Origin of the sequence: Bradyrhizobium centrosematis (assembly GCF_045571495.1) — a bacterium.
In the GTDB taxonomy this organism is placed as follows: Bacteria; Pseudomonadota; Alphaproteobacteria; order Rhizobiales; family Xanthobacteraceae; genus Bradyrhizobium; species Bradyrhizobium centrosematis.
Map to the genome: position 1 here is coordinate 2,812,707 of NZ_CP120703.1, position 13,967 is coordinate 2,826,673.

The following is a 13,967-nucleotide window of genomic DNA, read 5'->3' on the forward strand; positions in this document are numbered from 1 at the left end:
TTACCCCCCGTAGCTCTGCACCAAGCTCCCCGCCACCAGCGACCAGCCGTCGACCAGCACGAAGAAGATCAGCTTGAACGGCAGCGAGATCGTTGCCGGTGGCAGCATCATCATGCCCATCGACATCAGCACCGAGGCGACGACGAGGTCGATGATCAGGAAGGGCAGGAACAACAGGAAGCCGATCTCGAAGGCGCGCTTCAGCTCGGAGATCATGAAGGCGGGGACGAGGATGCGCAGCGCGAGGTCGTCGGGGGTGGCCGGCGGCGGCTCGCGCGACAGATCCAGAAACAGCCTGAGGTCTTTCTCGCGCACGTTCTTCTGCATGAAACCGCGCAGGGGGACCGAGGCCCGCTCGAGCGCGTCCTCGACGCCGATCTGGTTGGCGACGAGCGGGCGGATGCCGTCGTCGTAGGATTTCTGCAGGACCGGCCCCATCACGAAGAAGGTGAGGAACATCGCCAGCGCGATGATCACCGAGTTCGGCGGTGCGGTCGCGGTGCCCATCGCGGTGCGCAGCAGCGACAGCACGACCACGATGCGCGTGAACGAGGTCATCATGATCAGGATCGACGGCGCGATCGAGAGCACGGTGAGCAGCGCGATGAGCTGGATCGCGCGCTCGGTGACGCCGCCACCCCCGGCGCCGCCGCCGAGATTGATGCTGATGTCCTGCGCATGCGCAAAGCCTGCGAGCGAGGCCGCGCCGAACAGGACAGAAAGGAAGAGAACTCTACGCGGGAGGGACGGCAGCCTCACGAAGACGGCTTCGGACGGCCGAGCAGCGAGGCCATCTCGTCTTCGAGATTTTCAAAGCTGGTCTTTTCCGCGGCCGGCTTCGGCGGCGGAGCCGGTGGCGTCGCCGGCTCGCTGCGTGCCGCCCGCGGGGCGGCGGCCGGCGGCTCCGGCGCGACGGGAGGCGCGACCGTCTCGCCAGCGGGGCGGCGCAGCGCAGCTTCGAGACGCTGGGCCATTTCGGCGAGGTTCTGCTCCGCGCTCGACGGCGCAGCCGCGGGCGCCGGCGGCGGGACGGGCGGGGCCTGCGGCACGGGAGGAGGCGGCGGTGCTGCGGGACGCTCGGCGCGCACCGGCGGCGGCATCTTGACCGGCTCGCTCTGGCGCGGCGGACGCGGCATCAGCGGTGGCTCGCTGCGCGCGGCGCGCGGCGGCAGCGGCTCGGGACGCGGTTCGCGCTCGGCACGCGGGGGAATCGGCTCGGGCGGAAAGCCACCCATCGGCGGCTCGCTGCGGCGTTCGGCCAGCGTGGGAGCCGGCCGCCGCAATTCGTCGGCGAAGGACGGGCGTGTGGGGCGCGGCGGCGGCTCGGGCATTTGCGGCTCGGGATGATCGAGCAGCTCGGGCCGCGGCGCCTCGTCGGCCCAGCCGCCGGTATCGGGCATGGGGGCAAGACGCGGCGGCTCGGCAGCGCTCGGACGCTGCGGCAGCTGATCGCGGCTATGTGCGGCGCGAACGATGTTGGGCTCGACGACGATGTCCGTAGGGCCCCCGATCATCAGGAGGTGCTCGACATTGTCACGCCGGACCAGCACCAGGCGACGCCTCCCGTCGACGGCGGCGGCGTCGATCACGGCAAGGCGGGGCATCCTGCCGCGCTGGGTGTTGGCGCCGAGCCGGCTGCTGGCGAATCGGCGAACCAGCCAAGCAGCGACGCCGATCAACGCCAGAACGACGATGAACGCGACGATGAACGTGATAGGGCTGCCTTGCATTCTTGTCCCCGACAAATGGCGCTTTTCTCGTGCCCATGGTCAGATGTGCCGACCACGGGCCTACGATGCCCCAAACTGCGATCTCTTAACGTCCTACGGCAAGTTTTGCCGTCCCCAACTCCCTAATAACCTATGAATCGCTCGATCCAAAACGACTTCTTGGCCTGTGCATTCGCCGCCAAATGGTTGGGTTAATGCCACTTTTGGAGGCGTAGAATCACGCCGGGCGCAATTTCCTGTCCCACGCGGGGACAGGCGCCGAGGTCTTCCTTAACCAGCTGTTAACCATACAGGCGGCAAATTCTGCCTAGCTTCGGACCTCGAGGTCCGCAAGAGGCGGAAGGAGCCGCGACGATGTCCATCAACGACCTCCCGGTGCTGTCGGCGCTTCGGACCAAGATGCAATGGCACCAGGAACGCCAGCGCGTCCTGTCCGAGAACGTCTCCAACTCCGACACGCCCAAATTCCGGCCGCGCGACCTGGTCGAGCCGAAACTCGACAAGAGCGGGGCCGTCACCGGCTCGATGGGCCCCTTGGCGCTGACCCGGACCAGCGGCTCGCACATGACGCCGTCAGGCGCGGCGTCCGGATTCGACCAAAACAAGAACGCGGGCTTCGAAACCCGCCCTGCGGGCAACGCCGTCAATCTCGAAGAGGAGATGATGAAGGCGGCCAGCAATCAGATGGACTACGCGGCAGCGACCTCGCTCTATTCGAAGAGCCTGCACCTGCTCAAGACCGCGATCGGCAAGGCCTAGAGCATGATCCCGGAACAGAACAGCTAGGGAAGGCGCATCATGGCCAATGACAGCAGCGACTTTGCCCGCTCGATGGCGATCGCGACCTCCGGCCTGCGGGCGCAGGCCGGCCGCATGCGGGTGATCTCGGAAAACATCGCGAATGCGGATTCGACCGCGCAGACCCCCGGCGGCGATCCCTACCGGCGCAAGGTTCCGACCTTCTCTTCCGCGCTCGATCGCACGCTCGACGCGCAGGTCGTCACCCTCGGACGGATCAAGCCCGACCAGTCGAACTTCCGCGTCAAATACGAGCCGAACAATCCGGTCGCGGACGCGGCAGGGAACGTCAAATATCCCAATGTGAACTCGGTGGTCGAGATGACCGACATGCGCGATGCGCAGCGGTCCTACGAGGCCAATCTCAACATCATCAGTGCGACGCGCCGGATGATCCAGCGCACGCTCGACATTCTCAAGAGCTGAACAGGATAATTGAGCCATGGCATCACCGACAATCGCCGCCAACGCCTATGCCAACCTCGCCCGGGTGCTGGAGAACAGTGGTGCCGGCAAAGGCACCGAGGCAAGCGGGCAATCCTTTGCTTCGCTGCTGAAGGACGCCGTCGGCAGCGTCATGGAATCCGGTCGCAAGTCGGACGCGCAGACGATCGCGATGGCCTCCGGCAAGGCCAACGTGATGGACGTGGTGACGGCGGTCGCCGACACCGACGTCGCGGTGTCCACGCTGGTCTCGGTCCGCGACCGCGTGATCGCGGCCTATGAAGACATCATGAAGATGCCGATCTGATGACAGCTGTCATTCCGGGGCGGCACGAAGCACCGAACCCGGAATCTCGAGATTCCGGGTTCTCGCTTCGCGAGCCCCGGAATGACGGAAATATCCTGCAGTGAGAATTCCCAAATGACCGGACCCGAAACCCTCGACGTCGCGCGTGATGCGATCTGGACCATCGTGATCGTGTCGTCGCCGCTGATGGTGGTCGGCCTCGTGGTCGGCGTCATCGTGTCGCTGTTCCAGGCGCTGACGCAGATCCAGGAGCAGACGCTGATCTACGTGCCGAAGATCCTCGCCATCTTCGCCACGATGCTATTGGCGTTGCCGTTCATGGCCGACTCGCTCCACGCCCACATGCTGCGGATCTCGTCGCGAATCATCGGTGGCTGAGGCACAATGCGTCGTGCGGTGGATTTGACATTCGCCCTGGGGCTCCGCGAGTCGCGTTGGCGAATGTCAAATCCAATAGCCGCACGACTATTGATATTTGCGAATGCCTCTTTGGCTCCAACATTCGCAAAAGTGCCTGCCGCGATGGCATGCGAATGTTGGAGCCGAGGCATTCGGCTATGCGCATCGACGTTTCGCTGCTGCCGGCGCTCGCCGCGTCCTTCATGCTCGCCTTCGCCCGGGTCGGTGCGATGGTGATGCTGCTGCCTGGCCTCGGCGAGACCAACATTCCGACGCGGATCAAGCTGTCGATCGCGCTGCTGCTCACGCTGATCATCCTGCCGCTGCACCGCAACGCCTACCAGGTCGACATGGGCTCGCTCGCGCCGCTCCTGGTCCTGATGCTGCATGAGATCGCGATCGGCATCGTGCTGGGCGCGACCGCGCGCGTGACGCTGTCGGCGCTCCAGGTCGCGGGATCGGTGATCGCGCAGCAGATGGGTCTCGGTTTCGTCACCTCGGTCGATCCGACACAGGGGCAGCAGGGCGTGCTGGTCGGCAACTTCCTGACCATGCTGGGGGTGACGCTGCTGTTTGCCACCGACAGCCATCATCTGGTGATCGCGGCGCTGAACGACAGCTACACGATCTTCTCGCCGGGCGAGACGGTGTCGAGCGGCGATGTCGCCTCGCTCGCGACGCGCGCCTTCGCCGCCGCGTTCCGCCTGGGCCTGCAGCTCTCCGGGCCGTTCCTGGTGTTCGGCCTCGTCTTCAACATCGGGCTGGGCATTCTGGCGCGGCTGATGCCGCAGATGCAGGTCTATTTCGTTGGCGTGCCGCTCTCGATCTTCGCGGGCTTCCTGGTACTCGCCGTGGTGCTCACGGCGATGATGGGCACCTATCTGGATTACTTCATCGGTGTCATGCACCAGATGATGCCGCTGAAGTGAGGGATAGATGGCGGAAGACAACGATCCCGAAAGTCAAACAGAAGACCCGACACAAAAGCGTCTCGACGACGCGCTCGAACGCGGCGACGTCGCCAAGAGCCAGGAGATCAACACCTGGTTCATGATGGCGGGCGGCACGCTGGTGGTCTCGACCTTCTCGGGCTCGGTGGGCGGCGGGCTGCTGACGCCGATGCGCAATCTGCTCGCCAATTCCTGGATGATCAAGACCGACGGCAAGGCTCTGCTCGCGCTGATGCAGCAGATCGAATTCGCCGTGCTTGCCGCGGTCGGCGTGCCTCTCTTGATGCTGATGCTGGCCGCGATTGCCGGCAACATGCTGCAGCACCGCCTGGTCTGGTCGGCCGAATCCCTGACACCCAAGTTCAGCAAGATCTCGCCCGCGGCAGGCTTCAAGCGCATCTTCGGCAAGCAGGCGGCGGCTAATTTCCTCAAAGGCATCGGCAAGCTGGTGGTGCTCGGCGCGGTCATGACCATGATCCTGTGGCCGGAGCGGCATCGCATGGAGGCGATGGTGAGGCTCGATCCGGCCGCCATGCTCGGCGCCAGCACCAGCATGACCGTTCACCTGCTCGGCGCGGTGGTCGCAGCGCTCGCGATCATCGCCATCGCCGATTATTTCTTCCAGTATCGCAGCTGGTTCCAGCGGCAGAAGATGTCGCTGCAGGAGATCAAGGAAGAATTCAAGCAGTCCGAAGGCGATCCGCACATCAAGGGCAAGATCCGGCAATTGCGGCAGCAGCGCGCCAAGAAGCGCATGATGGCGGCGGTTCCCAAGGCCTCGGTGATCATCACCAACCCGACCCACTATTCGGTGGCGCTGTCCTACGAGCGGGGCATGTCGGCGCCGATCTGCGTCGCCAAGGGCGTCGACAACCTCGCCTTCAAGATCCGGGAGATCGCCCGCGAGCACGACATCCCGATCGTGGAGAACGTGCCGCTGGCCCGTGCGCTCTACGCCACCGTCGACATCGACCAGGAAATCCCGGCCGAGCACTACCATGCGGTCGCCGAGGTCATCGGCTACGTCATGCGGCTGAAGCGCGGATTCAGCGCAGGGCGGGGATAAAACACCCGAAAAGTACCGGAAATGGCCGTAATCTGGGAATCAGCGTACCTTTCGCCCCCGCTGCCCTTGCACCTCAGGGTCCGATTCAGGCAGGGAGGACCCCGCGCGCCCCGGTGCGCGTTGATTCTCTGCCGACAGGCTGCGCCAGCTCGAGAATGACCGTCGAGACCGACCACGACCTCACACGCGAGCCCGTTGCGGCGCACGAGCCGTCGCCGCGCTCGGGCAGCATTGCGCTGGTGCTGCTGGTGGCTGCCGGCCTCGTCGCCGTCGCCGTCGGGCTGATGACGCTCGGGCGTGCGCAGGCCCAGCCCTATATCCTCGGCATCCTTGCCGTGCTGGCGATGGTCGGCCTGTTCAACCTGTTCGCCTTCGCCGCCGGCATCATCCGCTTTGCCGACCGCAACCTCGATGATCCCATCATCGGCCGCATCTCCGATCACGCGTTCGACGGGCTCGCAGTCACAGATAGCCGCGGCCACGTGGTCTATTCCAACGCCGCCTATCTGACGCTGACCGGCGCCAGCGGCCCGCAGGACGTGCGGCCGGTGGAGCGCGTCTTCATCGGCAATCCCGACGTCTCCGAGGCCGTATTCCGGCTGCTGAAGGCCGCGCGCGAAGGCAAGCGCCAGCAGGAAGAAGTGCGCATCTCCGGCCACGACGGAAGCCAGGGCCGCTGGCTGCGGATGCGGGTGCGCCCGCTCGGCCCCGGCAAGCGCGAGGCGAAATACGCGGTGTGGTCGATCGCCGACATCACCCGCGACCGCGAACGCCAGGAGGACGTGTTCCAGGAGCTCCAGCACGCCATTGAATATCTCGATCACGCGCCGTGCGGCTTCTTCTCGGTCAACCCGGCCGGCGAGCTCGCTTATGTCAACGCGACGCTGGCGAACTGGCTCGACTACGACCTCGCCGAGATCGGCTCGGGCGGCCTGAGGCTGACCGACATCGTCTCCGGCGACGGCGCTTCGCTCTTGACTTCGATCGTGGCGGTGCCGGGCGAAGTGAAGACGGAGGTCTTCGACATCGACCTGCGCATGCGCACCGGCAAGACCATGCCGGTGCGGCTTTATCACAAGCTCGCCTTCGGTGCCGATGGTGCGCCGGGGCCGTCACGCACGCTCGTCATCAGCCGCGCCCGCGATGAGCGCAGCGATCCCGACCGCGCCGCCGAAGTGCGCTTCATGCGCTTCTTCGACCATACGCCGATGGCGATCGCGACCGTCGACCGCGCCGGCAACGTCGTGCGTGCCAATGCGCGCTACGCCAAGCTCGGCCAGGCGCTCGGGCTCGACAGCGCCTCCAAGTCGATCTTCCGCGCGGTCAATTCGCGCGACCGGCACCTCTTGATCGCGGCCATCAACCAGGCTGCCGAAGGCCAGGCCGACATCGCCCCCGTCGAGGTGGCGCTGGAAGGGGCCAAGGAACGCTGGGGCCAGTTCTTCGTCACGCCGGTGGATGCGGCCGAGAACGAGGCGGAAGCCGCCATCGTGCACATGCTCGAGACCACCGAGCGGCGCGCGCTGGAGAACCAGATCAACCAGTCGCAGAAGATGGAGACGGTCGGCCAGCTCGCCGGCGGCATCGCTCACGACTTCAACAACGTGCTCTCCGCCATCATGATGGCGAACGACTTCCTGCTGAACGCGCACAAGCCGACCGACCCGTCGTTCCAGGACATCATGCAGATCAAGCAGAACGCGACGCGGGCCGCGACCCTGGTGCGGCAGCTGCTGGCGTTCTCGCGGCGGCAGACGCTGCGGCCGCAGGTGCTCGATCTCGGAGATGCCTTGAGCGATCTCACCATGCTGCTGCGCCGCCTAATCGGCGAGAAGGTCAAGCTCGACCTCGTCCACGGCCGCGATCTCTGGCCGGTGAAGGTCGACGTTTCCCAGTTCGAGCAGGTGATCGTCAACTTGGCGGTGAACGCGCGCGACGCCATGCCCGACGGCGGCAAGCTGATCATCCGCACCGCCAACGTCACCACTGAAGAGGCAGGCAAGCTCGCCTACAAGGGCATGCCGGCCGCGGACTATGTCCGGATCGAGGTCGCCGACACCGGCACCGGCATTCCCGCCGACATCCGCGACAAGATTTTCGAGCCGTTCTTCTCGACCAAGGAGGTCGGCAAGGGCACGGGCCTTGGTCTCTCCACCGTCTACGGCATCGTCAAGCAGACCGGCGGTTTCATCTACGTCGATTCCGAGCCGGGGCAGGGCACCTCGTTCCACATCTTCCTGCCGCGCCATCACGCCGAGCCGGAGGTGCAGGTCGAGCAGCCGGCCGTGGCCGGCGCGACCAATGGCGCCGCGAAGGACGCCGCACCTGCGGCCGTCGAGACCAAGCCGCGCACGGATCTCACCGGGCAGGGCACGATTCTTCTGGTCGAGGACGAAGAGGGCCTGCGCGCGCTGAACGCCCGCGGTCTGCGCTCGCGCGGCTACACCGTGGTCGAGGCCGAGAACGGCGTCGAGGCCATGGAGGTGCTGGACGAGCAGGGCGGTGCGATCGATCTCGTCGTCTCCGACGTCGTCATGCCCGAGATGGACGGGCCGACGCTGCTCAAGGCGATGCGGGAGAAGAACCCCGACATCAAGTTCATCTTCGTCTCCGGCTATGCTGAGGACGCCTTCGAGAAGAGCCTGCCCGAAGGCCAGCAGTTCGACTTCCTGCCAAAGCCGTTCACGCTTAGTCAGCTGGTGGCGGCGGTGAAGGAGACCATGACGAAGCCGGGGTGAGAGCTGCGCTTCCGATGCGACGAGAAAAACCGGAAGCCACCTCGTTGGTGGACCGGTAACCGGCAACCACGGTTCCCCCGCACCGGCCCAAATCCCCGCCGAATATGGGCTTTTGCCACATCCCCGCGACTGAGGGCCGCAGCCGCAAGTTCCGAAAACGGCTTCACTTTTCGGGAAGTCTGCCCATCTTAAGCGCACGTCCCCATGCCGGGGATTTGGGAAACGCACATGAATTTCTCGTTACGCTCCCGCACTCTCTTCAAGACGCTTGCCGTCGTGCTGGCGCTCGCGCTACCGACGGCGCTGGCGATCTCGTCGGCCGACGCGCGCGTCGGTGGCGGCATGTCGTCGGGTTCGCGCGGCTCGCGCACCTATTCGGCCCCGCCGTCGACCTCGACGGCGCCGGGCTCGGCCTCGCAGTTCAACCGTACCTACACCCAGCCCGGTGCAGGCATGAACTCGGCTGCCTCCGCGCCCGCCCGCGGCGGCCTGTTCGGCCGCGCCGGCGGCTTCATGGGCGGCCTCGCGGCCGGCTTCCTCGGCGCCGGCCTGCTCGGCATGCTGTTCGGTGGCGGCCTGTTCGGCGGCCTCGGCGGTCTGTCCTCGATCCTGGGCCTGATCATCCAGATCGCGCTCGTGGTCCTGGTGGTGCGGCTGGCGATGTCCTGGTGGCAGCGCCGTCACACGCCGCAGGCAGCCTATGCCAATGCCGACGCAGGCGCAGGTTCCGGACCCCAGGTGAACCAGCGCAGCGGTCTTGGTGGCTTCGGCTTCGGCGCCAACGCCAACAATGCACCGCTGGAGATCAAGCCTGATGACTATGAAGCGTTCGAGCGCCTGCTCGGCGAGATCCAGACGGCCTGGTCGAACGAGGACGTGGCCAAGCTCCACACGCTCGCAACGCCGGAGATGGTCTCCTACTTCGAGCAGGACCTTGCCCAGAACCGCGCGCGCGGCGTCGTCAACAAGGTGACTAACGTCAAGCTGCTGCAGGGCGATCTCGCCGAAGCCTGGCGCGAAGGCGAGACCGACTACGCCACGGTGGCGCTGCGCTTCGCGCTGACCGACAAGACGCTGGACCGCAACAGCGGCGCCGTCGTCGCCGGCAGCGAGCAGCCTGGCGAAGCCACTGAGGTGTGGACGTTCGCCCGGCGGCCTGGCACCGGCTGGGAATTGTCGGCGATCCAGCAGACCAACTGATCGCCAAGCGATTGAGCTGGGAAAGGCGTCGTGCTTCGGCACGGCGCCTTTTCTTTGGGTGCCCTTATCAGGCCGATCTGAAGAACACAGCCGACGATGGGCTGTACTGCTTCGCGTCGAATTGAGTAAGGCCACGAAGCTCTCTCCCGTCATTGCGAGGAGCCCTTGCGACGAAGCAATCCAGAATGCCTCCAGGAGGAATTTCTGGATTGCTTCGCTGCGCTGACCGAGTATTTGGCGCGGCCATTGCGTCTCATCCTGCCGGAACTCGGAGCCATATGCTACATTGGTCCTGACGCATTCACGCTCACGGACCTCTCCCATGAAATACGAGCTCTACTACTGGCCCGAGATCCAGGGCCGCGGCGAATATGTGCGGCTGGCGCTGGAGGAGGCGGGCGCGGCTTACGTCGATGTCGCGCGCGGAACGCGCGGCACGGCTGCGATGATGAAGATGATGGGGGCGCAACAGGGTACGCCGCCCTTTGCACCGCCGTTCCTGAAAGCGGGCAAGCTCGTCATCGGCCAGACCGCCAATATCCTGCTCTATCTCGGCGGCCGCCACGGGCTTGCGCCGAAGACGGAAGCCGGCCGGCTCTGGGTGCACCAGCTGCAGCTCACCATCACCGATTTCGTGGTTGAGATCCACGACACCCATCATCCGCTCGGGCCTTCGCTCTATTACGAAGATCAGAAGCCGCCGGCGAAGAAACGCACGGCCGATTTCTGGGACCAGCGGGTGCCGAAATATCTCGGCTATTTCGAGCAGCTTCTCACCGGCAATGGCGGCGCCTATGTCACCGGCCGAAGGCTGACCTATGTCGATCTCTCCTTGTTCCAGATCGTTGCCGGGCTGCGCTATGCCTTCCCCAAGCGCATGAAGGCGTTCGAGACGGACATTCCGGGACTGGTGGCCTTGCACGATCGCGTCGCGTCGCGGCCGAGCATCAAGGCCTATCTCGAAAGCCCGCGCCGCATTCCCTTCAACGAGCAGGGCATCTTCCGCCGCTATCGCGAGCTGGATGTTTAGCCTGATCGGCCCTCACCAGACACCCGGCACCAGGCGATATCGCACCCGTGATACGTAGTCGGCATAGCCGGGCAGGCCGTCGCGCAAGGTGCGTTCCTCGATTCCGATGCGGATCGCGAACAGCAGGACCAGGATCGGGACCATCGCAACGCCCCACCACGAGCCGAGCAAAAGCGATACGCCGCTGAAGAACAGCACCATGCCGCTATACATGGGATGGCGTACATGGGCGTAGGGGCCGCTCGAGATCACGCGCTGCGCGCGCTCGGCTTGCAACTTCACCACGGGAGCAGCGAACGAGTTCTCGCGGAAGACCCAGAGCGTGATCAGCGTCGAGAGCAGGAATAGCGCGAAGCCGGCCGCCTGCAATGCGAGCGGCATGTCGGACGATTCAAATCGCCGGTCGACGCCGATCAGCACCAGCCAGGCCAGCATCGCAAGGATGAGTGCGCTCATGAACACTTTGTCGGCGGCGGGCTGATCCTTCTGCAGGAGTGGCCGCAAGCGCTCGGCGAGCAGCGCCGGATCGGCCCGGTAGAGCCACCAGCCGCAGAGCGGGCCGAGCAGGATGCACGTCGCGAGGAAGACCCAGGCCGAAGGCCAGCGCAAGGTCCCGGCGGAGGCGAACAGCAGCGCGCCCATCGCGACGGTCGTGATCGTGTTCTGCAGCAACAGTCTGGCGATCATGGTCGATCTTGCTCTATCCTGCGCCGGCACATTGATGCCGTTTCTTTCCGGCAAACATGCGGCCACGGCGCGACGGGAGCTGGAGTCAGACCTTGATCGGCGGTGTGAAGGCCGCCAGCAGCCGAACCAGATCCGCCTGCCGCTTGGTCCCGGTCTTGGCGAAGATCCGGGCGAGATGAGTCTTGATCGTCGTCTCGGCGACGCCCATGCTTCTCGCGACGTCAGGAACCCCGCCGATCTGGACTATCGACAGGAACACGCGCAGCTCGGTCGGCGTCAGCTTGAACAGCTTGCGGATGACGTCGGGCGCGACGCTCGTATCGAGCGCTGCCTTACTGACGAACAGCCCGGCGCAGGCATCGTAGCTGGCCCCGAATCTTTTCCGGCGCCCGGCGGTCAGCGGCAGCAGATGCGCGACATAATTCGAGCCGTCGCGCGCCGTCAGATGCAGCGAGATGCTTGCGTTCGTCATCGCCCGGTCGCCGAGAACCGTGTCCGCCAGCGCCTGGCGCAGCAGACGATCGGCATTCGGGTCGGACGCCACCAGCCGGCCATGGACCGAACGAAGGATTTCGGCCTCTTCCAGGATGTCGCGCGCGCTCGCATTGAGGTGCGTGATATGAGCTTCGGCATCGAGCAGCAGCACGGCGGTTCGCAGCGCGTCGAGTGTGCGGACCGAATTCGTCTCCAACGCCTCCTGCTGCAGCAGCTTCTGTCTCACCAGCATGGCCCGTTGCACGTGCGGCGTGAGGTGGGAGATCACCCCGTACATCCTGCGGTCGACGGGACCGCCGCCTTTCATGATGGAGAGGCGGGATATTCCCTCGGAGGATTTGTCGAGCAGAACATTGGCGGCATCCTCGAGCCCCTGCGGCCGCGTCCATTCGTTGTAGAACACGGTCGTCCGGAATTCCTCGGCGTCGATCCAGTCCCCGATCGTCTGGATCCGGCCGACCGGCGCGTGGAGCACGCCGCGCGAGGGGTCGAATGGCTCGTAGGTTTCGACGTAGGACTGAATATAGGCGGGGTCGACGCCGACGGCATGCGAGATCACGGGCTCGCCGGCCGCTCCGATCCGGACGAGGCCGCCGCTCTGGCCACCGGCGAGGTCGACGATGCTGCCGAGCGTGGCCGGCCATCGCGAATCGTCGAGCGCTGCATCGTAGATGTCCGCCACCAGCGACAGCAGCTTTTCATTCATTTCCATTGGCTTGTCCCACAGACGCTCGCCCACAAGACGCTTGGATGGGCTCGTTCGGCCTCGCAGATGAGCACGCCGGATGCGGAAATTTCATGAGCCGGATCACACTTGACGACGCCTTCCAAACCGGAGGCGGGGGCTACCAGCTGACGATACGTGGAGGGGAGATGGCCGAGGCGGGGCTGGGTTCAAGGCGGGGCATGCGGAGAGCCCGTGCGGCATCCGCGCGAATGGAACCGGCCGCGCGCCGATGGCGCGGCAACCAGGATCAGGTTCGGCAATTGCGGTCTTGCGATCATGCGCAGGTCCCGAGCGGCCGCGCATGTATGATCGCGCTATCCGGCAAAGATGCGGCCGGACGCGAAATGAGGCTGATCGACCGGATTGGCGATCGGCCCTTGGAGGGACCGATCAGGCGAGCTGATCGATCCGCGTGCCCTGACCCGGCGGCAGCGGCGCCGGCGGCTGCGGCTTGAAGGTGGGATCCTCGTCCTTGACCTTGGTCTGATCGTCCTGCTGCTTGGTCGTGTCGTAGCTCGGAACCACGATCGCGATCGGCGGCGGTGCTACGGTAGAAGCCTTCATCCGCAAATCCTCACACATGGAAACAATTGAGCCTGCGCTGTGAGGAGCGAAAATTCCTTCAAGGCGATCGTTAAAATGCGAGCGAATCGATGCGGGACACGGTTTCATCCAGCTGCATGAGAGCGCACACAGATCTCTCCTCGTCATTGCGAGCGTAGCTTGCAATGACGGAGTCCGTGGCCGGCGGCGTCGCGGCCCAGCTGCACCGCGAAGGCAGCAAGAGCAATGCGTGCTCTATTCGTCCTTGCCGCGCGTGATCGCGATGGACGCCTCCGTCTTGGTGCGGGTGCATTCCATGTTGAGGCGGCGGTAGCGCATGGTGATCTTGTCGCCGCGGAGCAGGCCCATCCGCTTCAGGCAGCGTGTCGCGCCCGTCGTGGTGTCGTCCTTGGTCACGGTGAAGACGATCGCCGCCATCGATCCGACCAGCGTATAGAATTCGGGCTTCGGCTTGCGATCACCCTTGGCGTAGAGCTCGATGGAATATTTGTCGCCGCGGCAGCCGACCGACAGCTCCTTCGCGGCCGGGTGAGTCAGGTAGACAATATTGCCGGCGCGAAAGTTCACCTTGAGGCGGTCGATCTGGTTCGCCAGCTCCTTGGCGCTGTCGTCACAACGATCGGCGCGGGCAGGCGAAGCGAGAGCGACAAGGCCGGTGAGGGCGGCGGCGACCAGGATCGCGCCGCGGACGTTCAGTTTGAATGTCATGATGAAAAGCCCCTTAGGGCGCGCATTCAAGCGTCGGCGGAGGCGAAGCGCAAGGGCGGGGTCGGGCTTTCCACGTGCTGCGTCCGTGCCTGCCCCGTGCCCGCGCCGGCCCCTTCCATGCGCG

At 65.3% G+C, this 13,967-nt stretch carries 15 protein-coding genes; 9 read left to right on the forward strand and 6 right to left on the reverse strand.

Annotated features, from left to right (window positions below; genetic code table 11):
- Nucleotides 1–759, reverse strand: coding sequence for a flagellar type III secretion system pore protein FliP (fliP, locus tag P6U31_RS13395; protein ID WP_407188918.1), 759 nt, complete (start codon nucleotides 757–759; stop codon nucleotides 1–3).
- Complete coding sequence (locus tag P6U31_RS13400; RefSeq protein ID WP_407188919.1) at nucleotides 756–1,730, reverse strand: flagellar biosynthetic protein FliO; 975 nt, start codon at nucleotides 1,728–1,730, stop codon at nucleotides 756–758. The genes fliP and P6U31_RS13400 overlap by 4 nt, the downstream gene beginning before the upstream one ends.
- A 354-nt stretch (nucleotides 1,731–2,084) precedes the next feature.
- On the opposite strand from P6U31_RS13400, the gene flgB reads away from it, so the two are divergent.
- The 9 genes from flgB to P6U31_RS13445 all read left to right on the forward strand — a co-directional run bounded on the left by flgB (nucleotide 2,085) and on the right by P6U31_RS13445 (nucleotide 10,662).
- A complete protein-coding gene (gene flgB / locus P6U31_RS13405; RefSeq protein ID WP_407188920.1) occupies nucleotides 2,085–2,489 on the forward strand; it encodes a flagellar basal body rod protein FlgB in 405 nt (134 codons plus the stop codon).
- A 39-nt stretch (nucleotides 2,490–2,528) separates the two neighbouring features.
- A complete protein-coding gene (flgC, locus tag P6U31_RS13410; RefSeq protein ID WP_407188921.1) occupies nucleotides 2,529–2,954 on the forward strand; it encodes a flagellar basal body rod protein FlgC in 426 nt (141 codons plus the stop codon).
- A gap of 16 nt (nucleotides 2,955–2,970) precedes the next feature.
- On the forward strand, nucleotides 2,971–3,279 hold the full coding sequence (gene fliE / locus P6U31_RS13415; RefSeq protein WP_128926713.1) for a flagellar hook-basal body complex protein FliE: 309 nt from the start codon (nucleotides 2,971–2,973) through the stop codon (nucleotides 3,277–3,279).
- A 114-nt stretch (nucleotides 3,280–3,393) separates the two neighbouring features.
- On the forward strand, nucleotides 3,394–3,657 hold the full coding sequence (gene fliQ / locus P6U31_RS13420; protein WP_011088555.1) for a flagellar biosynthesis protein FliQ: 264 nt from the start codon (nucleotides 3,394–3,396) through the stop codon (nucleotides 3,655–3,657).
- Between the two features lie 179 nt (nucleotides 3,658–3,836).
- Nucleotides 3,837–4,607 (forward strand): flagellar biosynthetic protein FliR, encoded by a 771-nt coding sequence (fliR, locus tag P6U31_RS13425; RefSeq protein WP_128926711.1) that lies wholly within the window; start codon nucleotides 3,837–3,839, stop codon nucleotides 4,605–4,607.
- A gap of 7 nt (nucleotides 4,608–4,614) precedes the next feature.
- Nucleotides 4,615–5,694: a flagellar biosynthesis protein FlhB gene (flhB, locus tag P6U31_RS13430; protein WP_407188922.1), complete on the forward strand. Its 1,080-nt coding sequence runs from the start codon at nucleotides 4,615–4,617 to the stop codon at nucleotides 5,692–5,694.
- 155 nt (nucleotides 5,695–5,849) lie between these two features.
- Nucleotides 5,850–8,432: a cell cycle histidine kinase CckA gene (gene cckA / locus P6U31_RS13435; RefSeq protein WP_407188923.1), complete on the forward strand. Its 2,583-nt coding sequence runs from the start codon at nucleotides 5,850–5,852 to the stop codon at nucleotides 8,430–8,432.
- A gap of 204 nt (nucleotides 8,433–8,636) precedes the next feature.
- On the forward strand, nucleotides 8,637–9,632 hold the full coding sequence (locus P6U31_RS13440) for a Tim44 domain-containing protein (protein ID WP_407188924.1): 996 nt from the start codon (nucleotides 8,637–8,639) through the stop codon (nucleotides 9,630–9,632).
- Nucleotides 9,633–9,954: 322 nt separating this feature from the next.
- Nucleotides 9,955–10,662, forward strand: a complete 708-nt coding sequence (locus tag P6U31_RS13445; RefSeq protein WP_407188925.1) for a glutathione S-transferase — start codon at nucleotides 9,955–9,957, stop codon at nucleotides 10,660–10,662.
- A 12-nt stretch (nucleotides 10,663–10,674) separates the two neighbouring features.
- On the opposite strand, the gene P6U31_RS13450 is transcribed toward P6U31_RS13445, so the two are convergent.
- From P6U31_RS13450 to P6U31_RS13465, 4 genes are all read right to left on the reverse strand, one after another.
- Entirely contained in the window at nucleotides 10,675–11,349 is a 675-nt protein-coding gene (locus tag P6U31_RS13450; protein WP_407188926.1) for a methyltransferase family protein, read from the reverse strand.
- 85 nt (nucleotides 11,350–11,434) lie between these two features.
- The gene (locus P6U31_RS13455; RefSeq protein ID WP_407188927.1) at nucleotides 11,435–12,556 is read right to left on the reverse strand and encodes a helix-turn-helix transcriptional regulator; all 1,122 of its coding nucleotides are present in this window, start codon (nucleotides 12,554–12,556) and stop codon (nucleotides 11,435–11,437) included.
- A gap of 405 nt (nucleotides 12,557–12,961) precedes the next feature.
- Complete coding sequence (locus P6U31_RS13460; protein WP_407188928.1) at nucleotides 12,962–13,135, reverse strand: hypothetical protein; 174 nt, start codon at nucleotides 13,133–13,135, stop codon at nucleotides 12,962–12,964.
- 234 nt (nucleotides 13,136–13,369) lie between these two features.
- Nucleotides 13,370–13,843, reverse strand: coding sequence for a hypothetical protein (locus P6U31_RS13465; RefSeq protein ID WP_407188929.1), 474 nt, complete (start codon nucleotides 13,841–13,843; stop codon nucleotides 13,370–13,372).
- Nucleotides 13,844–13,967: the final 124 nt, after the last annotated feature.